This window comes from Halospina denitrificans (assembly GCF_004364635.1).
GTDB lineage: Bacteria > Pseudomonadota > Gammaproteobacteria > Pseudomonadales > Oleiphilaceae > Halospina > Halospina denitrificans.
Window position 1 is genome coordinate 26,713 of record NZ_SOAX01000006.1, and the last position, 16,635, is coordinate 43,347.

Genomic DNA, 16,635 nt, shown 5'->3' on the forward strand with positions numbered 1-16,635 from the left:
TGCGGTGAACGCTAACGGGAGGTGACCACGATGGAAAAACGGCAGCTGGGGAGAACCAATCTGGATGTCAGTCTGATCGGCCTCGGTACCATGACCTGGGGGCAGCAGAACACCGAGCGTGATGCCTTCGAGCAGCTGGACTACGCGGTTGATCACGGCATCAACTTCATCGACGCGGCCGAGATGTATCCGGTACCGCCGAAAGCTGAAACCCAGGGTCTGACGGAAACCTACCTGGGGAACTGGCTGAACGCCCGTGGGAATCGCGAAGACCTGGTGATTGCCACCAAGGTAACGGGCCGCAGTGATATGGACTATATGCGGGGTGGCCCGCGCCTGACTCGTGAGCAGATCCACCAGGCCGTGGACGACAGTCTTCGTCGTCTGCAGACGGATTACATCGACCTCTACCAGATCCATTGGCCGGAACGGAAGGCAAACTTCTTCGGCAAACTCGGTTATGAACCCAAGGACGACGGGGATGCGGTGCCCATCGAAGAGACCCTGGGCGCGCTCAACGAGTTGGTAGAGGCGGGCAAGGTGCGTCATGTTGGAATTTCCAACGAAACCCCCTGGGGCGCCATGGAGTACCTCCGGCAGGCGGAAAAGCACGGCTGGCCGCACATCCAGAGCATCCAGAACCCCTACAATCTGCTGAACCGCTCCTATGAAGCGGGGCTCGCCGAGATCTCGATGCGGGAGGACTGTGGGTTGCTGGCCTATTCACCCCTGGCCTTTGGGGCTCTGACCGGCAAATACCTGGGCGGGCGTCATCCGGAGGGGGCCCGGCTCACTGAGTTTACGCGTTTCACCCGCTATACCTCCGAGCATGCGGTGGAGGCGACCGCGGCCTATGTGAACCTGGCCTGGGAACACGGCCTCTCGCCGGCACAGATGGCGCTGGCCTACGTGAACAGCCGCCCCTTCGTGACCAGTAACCTGATCGGGGCGACCACCCTCGATCAGCTTGGGGAAAATATTGAAAGCGCGAATATTACGCTTTCCGACGAGCTGCTGGGCCGCATCGAGAGCCTGCATCAGCGTTACACCTATCCGTGTCCGTGAGCAGTGGCGCAGCCGTAACCTTGCGGATTCGGAATCAAAACAGCATTCAGGAAGGTTGATTGTGTCAGAACAGAGAGTCTATACCCTTGCCTATCAACTCAAGAACAAGGCTGGAGAGGTTGTCGACAATTCCGCCAATGGCGAACCGTTGCACTTTGTCAGCGGTGCGGGCCAGATGATCCAGGGGATTGAGAAGGCGGTTGAAGGCCGCGAGGCCGGCGAGTGTCTTGAGGTAACCATTCCCCCGGAAATGGCCTATGGAGAGCACCAGCAGGACCTGGTCCGGCGTATGCCGCGCAGTATGTTCCAGGGCACCGAGGAACTGCACGAGGGCATGAAGTTCCAGACGAACTCGGGCGATAACGCGCAGATCGTTAAGATCATCGGGTTTGAGGACGACCAGGTTGTTATTGACGCGAACCATCCGCTGGCCGGTTTCACCCTCTATTTTGACCTGGAAATCCTTGAAGCACGCGAGGCTACCGAGGAAGAGGTGGCCCAGGGTATGCCCATGACCTGAGGGGGAAGGGGCAGTGACCATGCAAAGTCGCCATCAGTGTGTATACTTGTGTTACACAATGTTGAATATTCATCAGGTCGTTGCGCCTTAACCCCGCGACAGGACAGACAATGGAAACAACAAATAAAGAGACGGACGCCGTGGAACAGAGCAGTGAAGCCTCCCGGGTATTGATCGTTGAAGACGACGAACGCCTGGCGGAACTGACCCGTGATTTTCTGGAGAAGAACGGGCTGGTGGTATCGCTGGAGACCAACGGCAGCCATGCCGTGGACCGTATCCGCAACGAACTGCCCGACCTTGTCGTTCTCGATCTAATGCTCCCCGGCGAGGATGGCCTTGCCATCTGCCGACGGGTGCGCCCGTACTACAACGGCCCCATCCTGATGCTGACGGCGCGTACCGATGACCTGGATCAGGTTCTGGGGCTGGAGATGGGCGCGGATGATTACATGTCCAAGCCGGTCCGTCCCAGGGTGCTTCTGGCCCGCATTCGCGCACTGCTTCGCCGTATCAGTGAGACCTCAACGGAGCCGGCGGCGGCTGCGCAATCCAGCGAAGAGCCGGTTCGACTGGTATTCAACAACCTGGTGGTGGATCGCTCCATGCGTGAAGCCTGGCTGGACGACGACAGCATTGATCTGACCAGTGCTGAATTCGATCTGCTCTGGTTGCTGGCCAGCAATGCCGGGCGTGTGCTCAGCCGGGAAGAGATTTTTACGTCCCTGCGCGGTATTGAATACGACGGACAGGACCGATCCATTGATGTTCGGGTTTCGCGCATCCGGCCCAAGATCGGTGACGATCCGGTTCACCCCAGGCGCATCAAGACGGTGCGGAGTAAGGGTTACCTGTTCGTGAAGGATGTTTAACACCTTATCCCTGACGCCCTATTACCTGCGCGTCTACGCGTTCCTCGCCCTGGTGGCCCTGGGCGTGACGCTCTTCGGCGGCGCGTTGGTGCTGGGGCTCAATGCGGTGCGCCACCAGGCTTTTCTCGAGGACACGCCCGAGCCACTGATGCGCTGGCTGGCCAATCATCCTGGCGCCGTCCGCGAGCTTGCGGCCAGTGATGCCGGGGCGCGGCTCCGGCTGCTGCCCATGGATACCGTCTCGCTTAATGATGTCGCCGAAGAGCGCCTGGCCCATGGGCAGGTTCTGGCTCGCAACCGGGGTGACGGAATCTATCTTTACCGGTTGATGAATACGGAGAGTATTCTTGAGATCCGCGTGGAGAATTTCTACCGCCAGATTGCGGAACTGGCCACCCGGACATTGCGGTTGGCTGACCGCCACGGTCTCTCTGAAAGTGAGCCGGATGCCCTGACGGCATTTGGCGTCCGGCTTGGTGTTCTGGCACGTCCACTGGAGTCCACCGACGCTCTGCCGGGCGATAATGTCCTGCGTCAGGTTGTTGAGCAGGACCTGGCCTATTATCAGCCAGGCCGGCGGGCCGCGGCCCGCACCTTCGCCCGGATGACGGATGGCACCCTCATCGAGGTCCGGCATCCCGCGCCATTCCAGTTCTGGGCCTGGCCCATGATCCTGTTGGCTGGAATCCTGGTGGCGCTGACACTGGGCGTGGTCGTGTATTACCTCCTTGCCAGACTCCATGGCCGACTGCGCAGCATTGAAGGTGCGGTATCCCGGATTGCCCGGGGTGAGCTGGATGCCCGTGTTGGCAGTGGTGACCTGTCGATCGCGGGCCGTCTGGGCGATGCTTTCAACCGTATGGCGGATCATATACAACGTCTTGTTGGCGTGCAGCGGGAAATGATCCATGGGGTGTCCCATGAACTGCGTACCCCCGTGGCCCGGATCCGTTTCGGGGTGCAGATGATCGAGGACTGCGATGATCCGGATATGCTCCGCTCCCAACTCTCGGCGATCGACAGTGACATCCAGGAGCTGGATGAGCTCATTGACGAGATCCTGACCTACGCGCGGCTGGAGCAGGGCGGACCCATTATGGCGGTGCAGCGCACGGATATCGTCGAAACCGTGGAGCAGGTGATTCGTGAGCAGCAAAGTACCCGCCCCGACCTGACCATCAACGCGACCATACCGGACGAAGCCCGTGAGAAGCCCTGGGCCGAGGCCGAACCCCGCTACATTCATCGGGCCATACAGAACCTGGTGGGCAACGCCACCCGTTATGCGAACGCCAACGTCCTCGTGGAATGCCATTTTGACGACCAGACCATGCGAATTGATGTGCAGGACGATGGTGCCGGTATTCCCGAAGAGGACTGGGATAAGGTATTCACCGCCTTTGCCCGGCTGGACGACAGCCGCACCCGTAAGTCCGGAGGCTATGGGCTCGGCCTGTCGATTGTTCGTCGGATACTGTACTGGCATGGCGGTCAGGCTTTCGTGGGGCGCAGTGAGAAACTCGGGGGTGCCTGCTTCACCCTGGTCTGGCCCCGTTATCAGGCAACGGACAATGCTGGAGAAGCGATTCAATGACCCGATTACTTGCGATTGACCAGGGCACCACCAGTTCCAGGGCCATTCTCTTTGACGGGGAAGGGCGCCTGCAGCGGGTGGCGCAACAGGAGTTCAGGCAGTTCTATCCCAGGGATGGCTGGGTTGAACATGACCCTGCCGAAATCTGGGAGTCAACCCGTCAGGTGTGCCTTGAGGTCCTGCATCAGGAGGGCCTTTCGGCACGGGAAGTGGCTGGTATCGGCATTACCAACCAGCGTGAAACCACCGTTATCTGGGACCGGGCCACGGGCGAGGCCGTCTACCCCGCCATTGTCTGGCAGGACCGGCGGACCACGCCCCTGTGCGAGAAGCTCCGGAATGATGGCCTGGAGCCCCGGGTTGTCGAGAAGACCGGCCTGATCATGGACCCCTATTTTTCCGCAACCAAGATCGCCTGGATACTGGAACATGTGGACGGTGTGCGCGAGCGTGCTGAACGGGGCGAACTTGCGTTCGGGACCATTGACAGCTGGCTGCTGTGGAAGCTGACCAATGGGCGTGTCCATGCGACGGATGCCACCAATGCCTCGCGGACTGCGCTTTTCAACATCCATACCCAGCAGTGGGATGACGAGCTGCTCTCGATCTTCCGCGTTCCCGCCTCCCTGCTTCCCGAAGTACGTGACAGCGCCTCTGATTTTGGCCGTACCGAGGCGGATCTTTTTGGTGGCCCCATTAGTGTGGGGGGCATTGCCGGTGACCAACAGGCGGCGCTTTTCGGGCAGACCTGCTTCGAGAAAGGCATGGCCAAAAGCACCTACGGGACCGGCTGCTTTCTGATGCTGAATACCGGGGAGGAAGCCATACGCTCGGAGAACCGGCTTCTGACAACGGTTGCCTATCGCCTGGGCGGGCGCACAACCTACGCCATGGAGGGCAGTATCTTTGTTGCGGGCGCGGCCGTCCAGTGGCTGCGGGATGGATTGGGCCTGATCAAGCATGCCGGGGAAACCGAGGCAATGGCCCACTCCGTTGGCGTTGATAACCCGGTCTATCTGGTGCCGGCCTTTACCGGGTTGGGAGCGCCCTACTGGGATCCCCACGCGCGTGGCGCCATACTCGGGCTGACCCGGGATACCGGGATTGCTGATATTGTGACGGCTGGTCTGCAGTCCGTGTGCTATCAGACCAAGGACCTGGTCCGGGCTATCCAGAATGACGGGGCACCGCTGAAGGAGCTCCGTGTGGACGGAGGCATGGTGGTCAACGATTGGCTGATGCAGTTTCTTGCGGACATCCTGAATGTGGCCGTGGACCGGCCCGCGATTACGGAAACCACCGCGCTCGGAGCGGCCTGTCTCGCAGGGCTCCAGACCGGGGTCTATGACAACCTGGATCAGATCCGCGAGCGCTGGCAGGTTGATCAGCGTTTTGAGCCGGAAATGGCCCCGGCAGTCCGTGAAAAGGCCTACCAGGGCTGGCTGGATGCCGTGGAGAAGGTGACCCGCTCCCGGTAGGCTCAGTTAATGCGGTCAAGGCCCAGAATCAGGGCTTCCAGCAGTGCCTTCTGGGCATGCAGCCGGTTTTCGGCTTCATCCCAGACCACGGAGCTGCGGTGCTCGAGCATGTCTTTGGAGATTTCCTCGCCGCGGTGAGCGGGGAGGCAGTGCATGAACAGGGCATCCCGGTGCGCTTTCTCCATCAGTGCCGGGCTCACCTGGTACTCCGTAAAGGCCCGCGTGCGCGCCTGTTGCTCTTCTTCCTGCCCCATGGAGGCCCACACATCGGTTACCACCAGGTTGGCGCCGGCGACGGCCTCGGCGGGATCCCGAACTACGGATACGCGATCACTGTTGGCCGCCATCAGGCCCTGGTTGGGCTCGTAGCCCTCGGGACAGGCGACAACCAGCTCAAAGTCGAACTGCAGCGCGGCGTTGATGTAGGAGTTGCACATGTTGTTGCCGTCGCCGACCCAGACAACCTTGGCGCCCTGAATCGAGCCCCGGTGTTCGCGCCAGGTCTGCATGTCGGCCAGCAGCTGGCAGGGGTGGAAGTCATCCGTCAGCGCATTGATCACGGGTGTTGCCGAGAAGGTGGCAAAGCGCTCCAGGGTTTCATGGCTGAAGGTCCGGATCATGACCGCGTCCACCATGCGTGATATTACCCGGGCGCTGTCCTCAACCGGCTCGCCACGCCCGAGCTGGGTATCGCGCGGGGAGAGGAAGATGGCGCCGCCGCCGAGCTGTGTCATGCCGGCTTCAAACGAAACCCGGGTTCGTGTCGATGACTTCTCGAAGATCATACCCAGGGAACGGTTGTGCAGGCTGTCCCGTGACAGACCATCGTTGCGGGCGCGGCGCAGTGCGCTCGCGTGGTCCAGTATCCGGATCAGTTCGTCCGGGCTGAAATCAAGCAGGGTCAGGAAGTGTCGGACATTCATGCTGCGATCCATCTTTTACGGGTTGTCGATCAGTCCAGGGGTTGGCTGTATCAGTTTCGGGGGCGGTCGCGGTCATCCGCGGCGTAGAGCTTGATGATGCGAATAACCTGATCCGCGAGATAGTCTGCTTCATCATCCGTCATCGTCAGCGGCGGCAGCAACCGGATCACCCGCTCGCGCGTGATATTCAGGAGCAGGCCCTGGACCTTGGCCAGAAGGACGAGTTCGGAGCAGGGGTGAGTCAGCTCAATCGCCAGCATCAGGCCCTGGCCCCGGATGTCCTCGATATAGTCCGCCCCCATCAGGTGTTCCCGGAAGCGGTTCAGCATACGTTCGCCGAGAATGCGCGCCCGGTCCATCAGGGCATCCTGCTCGATCGCATCCAGAACGGCAATTGCCGCGGCACACCCCAGTGGATTCCCCCCAAAGGTGGAGCCATGGCTTCCCGGGCTGAATACCTTGGCCGCGGCGCCGCGGGCCAGGCAGGCCCCGATCGGATAGCCGTTGCCAAAGCCTTTCGCGACGGTGGCGACATCCGGTTGGACACCCTGCTGCTGACAGGCCAGGTAGGTGCCGGTACGACCGTTGCCGGTCTGAACTTCGTCAAGCATGAGAAGCCAGTCCTCGCGGTCACAGATGCGGCGAAGCCCCGGAAGGTAATCATCGTCCGGAATATCCACGCCACCTTCGCCCTGAATCGGCTCTACCAGTACGGCCACGACGTTGCTGTTGGAACGGGCAATCGCTTCCACGGCTTCAAGGTCATTGAAAGGCGCCCTTACAAACCCGCTGACCAGGGGCTCGAAACCGGCCTGGACACGGCGGTTGCCGGTGGCGGTGAGGGTGGCGAGGGTGCGCCCGTGAAAAGCGTTCTCCATGACAATGATGGCGGGGGAGGCAATGTTGCGTTGGTGCCCGTAGTGACGGGCCAGCTTGATGGCGGCTTCATTGGCTTCCGCGCCGGAGTTGGCAAAGAAGACGCCATCCATGTCGGTCAGGTCGCAGACCCGCTGAGCCAGCTGTTGCTGGAGCTTGCAGTGGAACAGGTTGGAGCAGTGGGTCAGGCGTTCGGCCTGCTGGCTGATGGCATGTGCCACTCCGGGATGGCTGTGGCCGAGGCCGCAGACCGCGATGCCGGTGAAGGTATCAAGATAGCGCTGGCCTTCGGTATCGTAGAGCCACATGCCCCGGCCGTGTTCAAAAACAACCGGCAGACGACCGTAAGTGTTGAGCAATGGCTGTTCGGCCATGGCAGGGCCTCGTCTCAAATAAAAAAGGCAGCTGTCATAGCTGCCTCTGTAAAAACGTAATACTAGCGTTAAACTGGCACTCTCGCAATGTCCCGGAGGTCGCCCCAGTGGATGCCATCGAGCTCAGTCTCTTCGTCAGTCGCCTGACCGCCATCTGCGATGATATGGGGGCGGTGCTGAGGCGTGCGTCGCTGTCGCCGAACATCAAGGATCGCATGGATTTCTCCTGCGCCATTTTTGATGCCCATGGGGAACTCTGTGCCCAGGCCGCCCATATCCCGGTCCATCTGGGCAGCATGGCTTACGCCATGGCGGATATTGTCAGCCGTTTTGAGTGGGAGCCAGGCGATGTGGTGATCCTCAACGATCCTTTCCTGGGAGGCACTCATCTTCCCGATATCACACTGGTGGCGCCGGTATTCTCGGAGGGGGCCCTGTTGGGCTTCGCCGCCAACCGGGCCCACCATGCGAGCATAGGCGCCAGCGCCCCGGGGTCCATGCCGCTTTCAACCCGCCTTGAGGAGGAGGGCATCGTGATCGCCCCCGCACGCCTGGTTGCCGCCGGTGAGCGTGTGACAGCGATGGTGAACCGTCTTGGCGCCATCGAGCCGGGTGTGCCGGAGGGGACGCTACCCGGGGATTTTGAGGCCCAGCTCAGTGCTGTGACGCTGGGTGTTCAACGGCTTTCGGTCATGGTCGGACAGCAGGGCCGGGCGCCTTTCAGCGAGGGGCTGGGGGCGATGAACGATTACGCGGCCAGGCTCGCCGCCAAGGCTTTGGAAGGGTTCCCCGACGGGCAGTGGCATTTCACGGACAGCATGGACTCTGACGGGGCTGGCGCGACGGATATCGCCATCCAGGGCACACTCACGATCGACAGCGGACGCTGGCATCTGTCCTTTGACGGCACTTCGGAGCAGGTCGAGGGTAATATCAACTGCCCCCTGAGTGTGACAGCCGCCGCTGCCTACTACAGCTTACGCTGCCTGTTGCCGGCCCAGATTCCGGATTGTGCGGGTGCCTTTTCGGTGCTCAGCCTGTCGGCGCCGGAAGGCAGTCTTGTGAATGCGCGCGGGCCGGCGGCGGTCGCTGCCGGCAATGTGGAGACCAGCTCCCGCATCGTGGATGTGTGCCTGGGCATCCTTGCCCAGGTGATCCCGGAGCGGATTCCGGCGGCTTCCCAGGGCACCATGAATAACCTGGCCATCGGCAGCAGGGCGGCGGGTAACGAATGGCACTACTACGAGACCATTGGTGGCGGCGGAGGGGGACATGCTGCGGGCTCCGGGCTCAATGGCGTTCACACTCACATGACCAACACGCGTAATACCCCGATTGAGAGCCTGGAGTTGCACTATCCCATGCGCCTCTGGTCCTACCGGTTGCGTCGCGGTTCCGGAGGCCAGGGCCGGAACCGGGGTGGAGACGGGGTTGTGCGTGACTATGAGTTCCTGGCGCCCGCTGAAGTTACCCTTCTGACGGAGCGTCGCAGGCGCGGGCCCTGGGGGGTAGCGGGTGGGGAGGCCGGTGCTGCCGGAGAGAACCTCTTCAATGGCGAGCCGCTTACCGGGAAGGCGCGGTTACTGGTTGAGGCGGGGGACCGATTGTCCATCGCGTCCCCGGGAGGTGGTGGCTGGGGTCGGAAAGACCCAGTACAATAGTCAAGTATGTTCTGGTGGTGTAAAATTCTGCGCAACGCCTTACCAGCTACGCGCGACGACCGGAGGACTCATGGATATCAATGACAACATCAAGCAACAGCTTCAGGACAACCCGATTCTTCTGTACATGAAGGGTACGCCCCAGGCGCCCCAGTGCGGTTTCTCCGCCAAGACGGTGCAGGCGCTGATGGCGTGTGGTGAGCGCTTTGCGTATGTGAACATCCTGGAGAACGATGAGCTGCGTGAAGCACTGAAGACCTATTCCAACTGGCCTACCTACCCGCAACTTTATGTGAACGGCGAGCTTGTGGGGGGCTGTGACATCATTCTCGAGATGTATGAAAGCGGCGAACTCGAGGAGGTGGTCAAGAACGCCGCCCCCCAGGAGAACAGCGAATCCTGAGCCTCCTGCTCTAGGGCGCCTTTTCTTCGGGGGGCTCGAAAATCAGCCTGACCCGGAATCGACCGCTGCCCTCAGGCGGTTCCGGGAAGGGGCTGGCGGCCAGAGCGGCCTGGCGCCCCAGGCTGTCCAGCGCCTCCGAGCCTGACGACTTCCTGATTCGGGCGCGGCGCAGTGCGCCGTTGCCCATCAGGCGCAGTTCCAGTGTCACGGCCCGCGGCTCTTCAAGATCCCCCAGGGCCGCCTCATACCGGATTTCTCCGGCGATTTTTTCCCACAGTTGTATTTCATAATCAGACAGATTCCGTGTGTCCTCACGGCTGAGTCTTGTGACCTGTGCGTCTTCGGCGGGGGCGTCGGTTTCCGGGGATCGGTTGCCAAACAGCTGCCGGAATGACGACACGGAGTCCTCGCTGCCGGATTCGGGATTGGCGGCGGAGAGATCCGGGCGCCCCGGTGTTTGCGTTTCCGGCGGTGCCTGGATCGGAGCGGTGCGTTCCCCATTGTCACGACCAATCACGGGCTTGCTGCCGCCGGATTCGCTCGTTTGCGCCCGGGAGGGAGTGCCCTGGCGATTCTCACGGGAGGCGGCTGACTGGTTCGGGCTCTCGCCCGCGGGCGCAATCCGGACGCTGACGGTCAGGGGAGGGCGTTCCGGCTCCGGTGGAACCTGGAGCCAGGCGCGGACCAGCATCGCCAGCAATACATGGACGAACAGCGCAAGCGAGAGCGACAGGATAATCCGGTAGGCTGTTGTGTTCTTTGACTCCTGCATGGAATCCCGGGCCGTTTACAGCGAATTCAGCCGGCCTTGCGGGTGAGGCCTCCAACAACAGCATCCAACGCCCGGTCAACCAGGGCGCCCTGCTCAAGAACCATGAGACGTTCCCGCCGTAACTCATGGGCCAGTTCGTTGCGGCTCTTCTCGACGACCTTGAGCCCCATGCGGTTGACGAAGACAAAGCTGTCCGCTTCCTCAATAACCGCGGAAAGCTTGCACCGGAAACAGGTCCCATTGACCAGCCGGAATTCGACCCAGTCACCCACCTGAATGCCCTCGAGGGTCTCATAATGCTCGGCCATGGCCGCGTCCTCAAGCGCCTGCTCCCGCTCAACAGCCGTAGAGCTCGGTGCCTGGGGTACTACTTCCGGAGTCTCCTCCGCGGTCAGGCTGTCCTCCGCCGCTTCGGCCAGCGCCTGGCGGCGGAAGGAGTCGGTCAGTTCCTTCTTGAGCTCGGCCATCGTGCTGTCGAGCCGGTTGGCATTATAGGAGACTTCCTCGAGCCCAGCACGCACCGATTTGATCAGAGCGGGGACCAGGCGAACCCACTGTTCCCGATCCTGGCTCTCCGGGTGTGGGCGAAGGCACCACAGAAGATCATCCACAACACGAACGGTCTGGGCCCAGCGATGCTCGGCGTCGTCACGCAGGTAGGCGAGGAACATGACCCGGCTCCAGCCATTAACGAGAAGCTCGCGCACACTGTCCGGAACCTGGCGGTTTTCCAGTCGCTCCTTCAGGACCTGGTCCACGGTCTCCTGGGCTTTTCGGGATTTGATGCGCCCGCGCTCTGACTCCCGGGTACGCTGCTCCACGAGGGTGGCCTTGCGGTTTTCCCGGCTCAGGAACGTTTCGAACTCGTCGTATAATGTCTCGAAGAGGGTAACATCTCCGTTGAATTCCTCAATAATACGATGCACCACACGATGGATCTCGTCATAGAGGCGGTCGCGATTCTTTTCCCCGTGATTGCTCCACCCAATACCCGCGCGCGCCAGTGCGTTCAACAGCTTCCGGGCTGGGTGCGAGGGCTTGCTGAAGAAACTCCGGTCCTTGACCACCACTTTCAGGATCGGAATCTGCAGCCGGCTGATCAGTACCTGGACGGGGGGCGAGAGGTTATGATCGTCCAGGATGAATTCGAACAGCAGGGCAACCAGGTTGATGAGGTCTTCATCCATGCTCTCCAGCGCCGCCGTGCGACCCTCTGTGGTCGGCTGACGGGCCAGCAGGTCACTGATCATCTCCCTTAGGTCCGGGCGTTCCGGTCGCCCCTGGGTCAGATCCGATTCGGCTTGGGGTTGCGGCATCTGTGATAGCAAATCGTACAATTCCTTTTTGGATACGATGTAAAATGAGTCAGGCCCTGAGGTGTCCCCGGATGCATGCGGGCTGTGGCGTCGGTAGCCAGAAAGCAATGCCCCGATGCTTTCAAGGAACTCCTTGCCGGACGCGGCATCCGCGGCGCTCTCCTTTTCCTTGTTCCGACGTGTCTGCGATTCCGTTACCTGTTCGCTTTTGCGCGCCTCATAGTGGAAATTGGGCACGACGCCCGCCTGGATCAGGATACGGTTTGCCTCGTCCAGTACGAGCCCAAGACTGGCCAGCACGTAACGGTCAAAGTGCTTGAGCAGGATGAGTCGCTCACGGATCTGAATATCCAGGTCGCTGCAGGCTTCGCGGAAGAGGTTGCTGAGTGGCTCTGGGGCCAGGGGGTTCACAGGGCTGTCCTTGTTGTGTCCGGGATAGAGCGAGGTAAGCCGGGTCTGGAGTGGCAGCAGTGTCCCCTGGAAGCTGACGACCGCCTTATTGGTCATCGCATTGATGGCTACCTGCTCTTCCAGGTCGTCATTATCCACCAGTGACAGACTGTGCGCGCTGACGGGTTGCGGGGGCTTCTCGTGCCGCCGGCTGATGTCGCTTGCCGGGGGGTGGCGGAAGAGGTTGGCCAGCCCTTCCTGGAACTGCTTTTCGATTCCTTTGCGCTTGATGCGGACCTCGCGCATGGTCTCGAAATAGCGGTTCTGGTCATTGTTGCTCCGGGCCCCATTGGCGAGTTCGAAAAGTGAGTCGTCAATGGCGTCAAGGGCGCTGCCAAGCAGGTCTGCAAGTCCTGGCGCAACAGTCTCCCAAACCTGCCGGATTTCCCGTGGTAGCCGGTTGTCGGCCTGTGCGCCCAGTGTCGAGGAGACCGAATGAATTCCGGGTTGTTCGCTCATGGCTGACTCCGTAGGGACGCCTCGACCGCGGGGCAGGGGAATGGCTCTGTCGGCATTGGATACTGCAGTGCCACCGGAAATTAAAGTATACAAAGTATACAAAAAAATAACAAAAGATTACGTGTCGGAGTCTGTGAGCTGGTCCGCGTTATTGCTGTCGGGGCGCTGCTGCTGCCAACTGGGGATGGATGCGTACGGTACGGATGACGTTGTCCTTGATTTGCAGGGTCTCAAGGCGCAGCCCGTAGAGGTTGAGGCAGAGATTGCTCTCGGGAATGGTCTCCAGGTATTCGGTGATGAGTCCGTTGAGGGTCTTGGGGCCGTCAGTGGGCAGCTGGAGTTCCAGAGCCCGGTTCAGGGTGCGGATGGGGGTGGTGCCGTCAACAATGGTGGTCCCGTCCGACTGGGGCAGGATATCCTGGCTGCTGCTCGAGGCAAAGTCTGTAGTGAACTCGCCGACAATTTCCTCGAGTATGTCCTCAAGTGTTGCTATGCCCAGTACATCACCGTACTCGTCAACAACGATTCCAATACGGCGGCGCTCTTTCTGGAAATTGAAAAGCTGGGTGTGCAGGGGGGTGCTTTCGGGGATGAAATAGGGCTCCCGGCAGAGCTGCATCAGTGTGGCCTTGTTGACTTCGTCGTCGTCGAGAAGCCGACTGACGTTGCGCAGGTGCAGGATGCCCACGGTGTTGTTGATGTCCCCTCGATACACGGGCAGGCGCGTGTGTTGGCTGCCCCGTATCAACCTGAGGATCTCGCCGACGCTGTCTTCCAGGTCGATGCCAATAACCTCGTTGCGCGGCACCATAATGTCGTTAACGGTGACCTTCTCCAGATCGAGAATGCTGATGAGCATATCCTGGTGCCGGCCGGGGAGCATGGAGCCGGATTCATTGACCAGGGTGCGCAGTTCCTCACGGCTGAGGTGGTCCTCGCCGGAGCCACTCTTCAACCGCACGCCCATCAGGCGAAGCAGGTTGTTGGTGATCAGGTTGAGTACCCAGACCACCGGGTAGAAGATTTTCAGCAGCGGGCCAAGGATGTGGGACGCCGGAAAGGCAATGCGTTCCGGGTACAGGGCCGCGAGCGTCTTGGGGGTGACCTCGGAGAAGATGAGGATGGTGATGGTCAGGGCGATGGTGGCGATGGCAACACCCGCATCGCCCCAGATGCGCACGGCAATGAGGGTGGCGATGGCCGAGGCGAAGATATTGACGAAGTTGTTGCCAATGAGGATGACGCCAATGAGCTGGTCCGTCCGCTCCAGGAGTCGGGTGGCCCGCCTGGCGCCTCGGTGGCCTTCCTTGCTGAGATGTTTGAGGCGGTAACGGTTCAGCGCCATCATCCCGGTCTCGGAGCTGGAGAAGAAGGCCGAGAGGATGATCAGCAGAACCAGGATGCTGCCAAGGGCGGTCAGGGATGCGTCGTTCACAGCTGGATTCCGTTGGCGTTGAGTGTCAGGTTACAGAATGAATTCAATGACCAGGCGGCTTCCGAAATAGCCCAGCGTCAGAAGCACGCAGCCAACCAGGGTCCAGCGGCTGGCCACAGCCCCTCGCCACCCCTGGAGCTGGTGGCCTACGACCAGGGCTGCAAAGACCAGCCAGGCCAGGAGGGTGAAGACTGTTTTATGGGCAAGCTGTTGCCCGAAAATGTCCTCGATGAAGACGGCCCCGACAATAATGGCCAGTGTCAGGATGGCGACGCCGGTGTTGATGAGCCCGAACAGCAGGCTTTCCATGGTCTCCAGTGGCGGCAGCGTCCGAACCAGAAGGCTGTTTCGGTGGGCCTTGAGCTGGTGGTGCTGGAAGTAAAGAAGCACGGCCTGTATCGCCGCCAGGGCAAGAAAACTGAATGCGGTCACCGCCAGAAGTACATGCAGCAGGACGCCGATATTGGATTCATCGATGACGCGCGGGCCCGTGTAGAATGCCAGTTTTGCGAGGATTGTGGTCGCGGCAAACGGGTAGGCGACCAGCAGCAGGTTGTGCACGGGTCTGGCCAGCGACAGGCCAATAACCAGAATGACAACCAGGGCGGACACCGCCATAGCGGCCACCAGAACCGACAGGTTGACGCCGCTGTCGAGCACCATGTACTGCGCGGCCAGCACCAGGTGAGCGGCTACGCCGAGAGCACCCGCCAGAAGCGCCAGGCGCTGCGCAGGCATTTGCTGTGTGCGGAGGTGCAGGAGTTGAAGGACAAATCCGGCGCCATAGAGAATAACGGCAGTGAAGGCGATAATGGTTGTGCCCATGGGCGTCATGAATTTCCGGCTTGTGTCGGCTTCGGGGTCGTCCGTCAAACGGATTTTCCGGCCCCGGTTCGTGTCAGGCGTTCAGTCTGGTTATAATAGCCCGTCGATGCAACTGGATGGGACCCTCCCGTTCCTATTAGCCAACCAACGAATGCCGAACGTTTCATGTTTGATAATCTGACAGACCGGCTTTCCGGAAGCCTTAGAAAAATCTCCGGTCAGGCAAAACTGACGGAAAACAACATCAGTGAAACGCTGCGGGAAGTCCGTATGGCGTTGCTGGAGGCGGACGTCGCGCTGCCGGTGGTCAAGGCTTTCGTTGAGAACGTGCGCCAGAAGGCCGTCGGACAGGAGGTCATGCGCAGCCTGAGCCCGGGGCAGGCCTTCATCAAGATCGTGCAGAGCGAACTTGAGGCGGTCATGGGCGCTGCGGAGCCTCTTGAACTCAGCGGCAAGCCCCCGGCGGTGATCATGATGGCGGGCCTGCAGGGCGCGGGTAAGACCACCAGCGTTGCCAAACTGGCCCGCTACCTCAAAGAGCGTGAGAAGAAATCCGTGATGGTGGTCAGCGCCGACGTTTACCGTCCGGCCGCCATCAACCAGCTGGAGACTCTCGCGGGCGAGGTGGACGCCAGCTTCTATCCCAGCAGCACTGACCAGGATCCGGTCACCATCGCCAATAATGCCGTGGACGACGCTCGCCGTCGCTTTATCGACGTGGTGATCGTGGACACGGCCGGTCGCATGCACGTGGACGAGGGCATGATGGATGAAATCGGCCGCCTGAATAAGGCCGTTTCGCCCAACGAAACCCTCTTCGTCGTGGATGCCATGAGCGGCCAGGACGCCGCCAATACCGCCAAGGCCTTCAGTGACGCCTTGCCACTCAGTGGTGTCATCCTCACGAAGGCGGATGGCGACGCGCGCGGGGGTGCGGCGCTCTCGGTTCGCCATATCACGGGGCGCCCCATCAAGTTCCTGGGTGTGGGCGAAAAGACGGACGCGCTGGAAGTCTTTCATTCGGACCGCATCGCCTCGCGCATTCTGGGTATGGGCGATGTGCTGTCGCTGATCGAGGATGCCGAGCAGAAGGTTGACCAAAAGAAGGCCCAGCGGCTGACCAAGAAGATCAAGAAGGGTAAGAAGTTTGATCTTGAGGATTTCCGCGACCAGCTCCAGCAGATGAAGAATATGGGCGGCATGGGGGCAATGCTGGAAAAGCTGCCCGGTATGGGGCAATACCAGGAAATGGCCGAGAAACAGATGAATGACAAGTCCTTCGGCCGCATGGAAGCCATCATCTCCGCCATGACCCCCCATGAGCGCCGCTACCCCGATGTCATCAGTAGTTCGCGCAAGCGCCGTATTGCCAATGGTTCGGGGGTGCAGATGCAGGAAGTCAACCGTCTGCTTAAGCAGCACAAGCAGATGCAGAAGATGATGAAGAAGATGGGCAGCAAAGGTGGCATGGCCAACATGATGCGTGGAATGCAGGGCATGATGGGCGGCCAGGGTGGACCTGGAGGACCGGGCGGCCCTGCTGGTGGCGCCGGCGGTGGCATGCCGCCCATGGGTCGGCGATGAATCCGGATTGACGGTTTTCAGGCCCGGC

General features: G+C 60.8%; 14 protein-coding genes. 8 read left to right on the forward strand and 6 right to left on the reverse strand.

Annotation, left to right across the window (positions count from 1 at the left end; genetic code table 11):
- Positions 1-30 precede the first annotated feature (30 nt).
- The 5 genes from DES49_RS12130 to glpK all read left to right on the forward strand — a co-directional run bounded on the left by DES49_RS12130 (position 31) and on the right by glpK (position 5,529).
- The gene (locus DES49_RS12130; protein ID WP_133736692.1) at positions 31-1,065 is read left to right on the forward strand and encodes an NADP(H)-dependent aldo-keto reductase; all 1,035 of its coding nucleotides are present in this window, start codon (positions 31-33) and stop codon (positions 1,063-1,065) included.
- Positions 1,066-1,126: 61 nt separating this feature from the next.
- Entirely contained in the window at positions 1,127-1,585 is a 459-nt protein-coding gene (locus DES49_RS12135) for an FKBP-type peptidyl-prolyl cis-trans isomerase (protein WP_424955237.1), read from the forward strand.
- 110 nt (positions 1,586-1,695) lie between these two features.
- Positions 1,696-2,457, forward strand: coding sequence for a response regulator (locus tag DES49_RS12140; protein ID WP_208297040.1), 762 nt, complete (start codon positions 1,696-1,698; stop codon positions 2,455-2,457).
- Positions 2,450-4,051, forward strand: a complete 1,602-nt coding sequence (locus DES49_RS12145) for an ATP-binding protein (protein WP_133736694.1) — start codon at positions 2,450-2,452, stop codon at positions 4,049-4,051. Before DES49_RS12140 ends, DES49_RS12145 begins: the two co-directional genes overlap by 8 nt.
- The gene (gene glpK / locus DES49_RS12150; RefSeq protein ID WP_133736695.1) at positions 4,048-5,529 is read left to right on the forward strand and encodes a glycerol kinase GlpK; all 1,482 of its coding nucleotides are present in this window, start codon (positions 4,048-4,050) and stop codon (positions 5,527-5,529) included. Before DES49_RS12145 ends, glpK begins: the two co-directional genes overlap by 4 nt.
- 2 nt (positions 5,530-5,531) lie before the next feature.
- Here the strand turns inward: glpK and argF are convergent, their stop codons facing one another.
- Together argF and DES49_RS12160 are read right to left on the reverse strand one after the other, a co-directional pair.
- Positions 5,532-6,452, reverse strand: a complete 921-nt coding sequence (gene argF, locus DES49_RS12155) for an ornithine carbamoyltransferase (protein WP_133736696.1) — start codon at positions 6,450-6,452, stop codon at positions 5,532-5,534.
- A 50-nt stretch (positions 6,453-6,502) separates the two neighbouring features.
- On the reverse strand, positions 6,503-7,702 hold the full coding sequence (locus DES49_RS12160; RefSeq protein ID WP_133736697.1) for an aspartate aminotransferase family protein: 1,200 nt from the start codon (positions 7,700-7,702) through the stop codon (positions 6,503-6,505).
- A gap of 107 nt (positions 7,703-7,809) precedes the next feature.
- On the opposite strand from DES49_RS12160, the gene DES49_RS12165 reads away from it, so the two are divergent.
- Positions 7,810-9,363, forward strand: coding sequence for a hydantoinase B/oxoprolinase family protein (locus DES49_RS12165; protein ID WP_133736698.1), 1,554 nt, complete (start codon positions 7,810-7,812; stop codon positions 9,361-9,363).
- Between the two features lie 70 nt (positions 9,364-9,433).
- Positions 9,434-9,766: a Grx4 family monothiol glutaredoxin gene (gene grxD / locus DES49_RS12170; protein ID WP_133736699.1), complete on the forward strand. Its 333-nt coding sequence runs from the start codon at positions 9,434-9,436 to the stop codon at positions 9,764-9,766.
- Between the two features lie 10 nt (positions 9,767-9,776).
- Here the strand turns inward: grxD and DES49_RS12175 are convergent, their stop codons facing one another.
- The 4 genes from DES49_RS12175 to DES49_RS12190 all read right to left on the reverse strand — a co-directional run bounded on the left by DES49_RS12175 (position 9,777) and on the right by DES49_RS12190 (position 15,071).
- Entirely contained in the window at positions 9,777-10,538 is a 762-nt protein-coding gene (locus DES49_RS12175; protein WP_133736700.1) for an energy transducer TonB family protein, read from the reverse strand.
- A 26-nt stretch (positions 10,539-10,564) separates the two neighbouring features.
- Entirely contained in the window at positions 10,565-12,763 is a 2,199-nt protein-coding gene (locus DES49_RS12180; protein WP_133736701.1) for a DUF1631 domain-containing protein, read from the reverse strand.
- A 148-nt stretch (positions 12,764-12,911) separates the two neighbouring features.
- Complete coding sequence (locus tag DES49_RS12185) at positions 12,912-14,198, reverse strand: HlyC/CorC family transporter (RefSeq protein WP_133736702.1); 1,287 nt, start codon at positions 14,196-14,198, stop codon at positions 12,912-12,914.
- Positions 14,199-14,228: 30 nt separating this feature from the next.
- Positions 14,229-15,071 (reverse strand): cytochrome C assembly family protein, encoded by an 843-nt coding sequence (locus DES49_RS12190; protein WP_243865038.1) that lies wholly within the window; start codon positions 15,069-15,071, stop codon positions 14,229-14,231.
- A 117-nt stretch (positions 15,072-15,188) separates the two neighbouring features.
- Here DES49_RS12190 and ffh point away from each other — a divergent pair, with 117 nt between their 5' ends.
- Positions 15,189-16,607 (forward strand): signal recognition particle protein, encoded by a 1,419-nt coding sequence (gene ffh, locus DES49_RS12195; protein WP_133736703.1) that lies wholly within the window; start codon positions 15,189-15,191, stop codon positions 16,605-16,607.
- Positions 16,608-16,635: the final 28 nt, after the last annotated feature.